The organism is Endozoicomonas sp. G2_2 (assembly GCF_017744135.1).
GTDB lineage: Bacteria > Pseudomonadota > Gammaproteobacteria > Nevskiales > Salinisphaeraceae > Salinisphaera.
Genome location: NZ_JAGHQU010000032.1, coordinates 1 through 915, shown reverse-complemented (window position 1 = coordinate 915; position 915 = coordinate 1). Strand labels below are relative to the sequence as shown.

Genomic DNA, 915 nt, shown 5'->3' with positions numbered 1-915 from the left:
GGGCGTCACGCCGACGAAGGCTGCCAGCGCCTTGGCGCTTTTGAAGCGCCGAACATCGCCGATATAGGCCAAGAACTGGGCCGAAGCGCGGTTACCGACGCCGGGGATACTCTGCATCAGTTCAGCGTCATGCTTGAGCTCGGGATTCCCGTCGATGTGGTTATCGATATCGGACTGGATCTTGGCGATCTGGTCGTTGAGCCACGTTACGTGCTCATCGACCATCGATCTCACGCTGGACGGTGTGCCTTGGTCCAATGCTTCGATCCGATTAAGTTCTTGCTGGCGCATGTCGGTCAACGCCTGCAGCCGGTCAACCAAAGCTCGTAGTTCGCGAACCGCAATACTCGGCGGCTGCCAGATATCCAGATCAGCTCGCTGTGCGAACTTCGCCAGCAGCTTGGCGTCTGCTTTATCCGTCTTGTTCCGGCTCAGCTCACTTTGAGCAAAGCCCGTGATCCGTGCCGGGTTGACCACGCTCACGGCCCAACCGGCATCGGATAATGCGATGGCCACAGCTTCGCTGTACGGCCCCGTGGCCTCCAGCACGATAGGCACGTTGTCCGGCAGGTCGCGTTGCGCCAGCCATCGATCCAGCTCGGCGTGGCTGGCCGCGGTGTTCTTCAATACTTTAGTTTTGATCTTGTCGCCGACGGCGACACAGACATCCAGCTTTTTCTTGGAGACATCAATGCCCACGGCATGCTCATTCATCGTGTCCTTCCTCGTATGCAGGCTCTGAGTGCGAGACGCGGCCTAAGTTACCCTTCGGAATGGATGAACGAGACAACGGGCCGGCGGACTTATCTGACCCACAGGCTATATCGCCTTAAGTCTTGTCAGCCTCTGCCGGCCCGGCCGCTTCATCAGGACTAACGTCCTGTTTTATTTCGGCTTCGTCAAGATACGAGGTCT

Annotated in this window: 1 protein-coding gene; it reads right to left on the bottom strand. The window is 58.0% G+C overall.

Annotation, left to right across the window (positions count from 1 at the left end; all coding sequences use genetic code 11):
* Positions 1-714, bottom strand: a 714-nt coding sequence (locus J7355_RS17585; protein WP_209065060.1) for an IS110 family transposase, incomplete at its 3' end; no start/stop codon positions are given.
* Positions 715-915 lie beyond the last annotated feature (201 nt).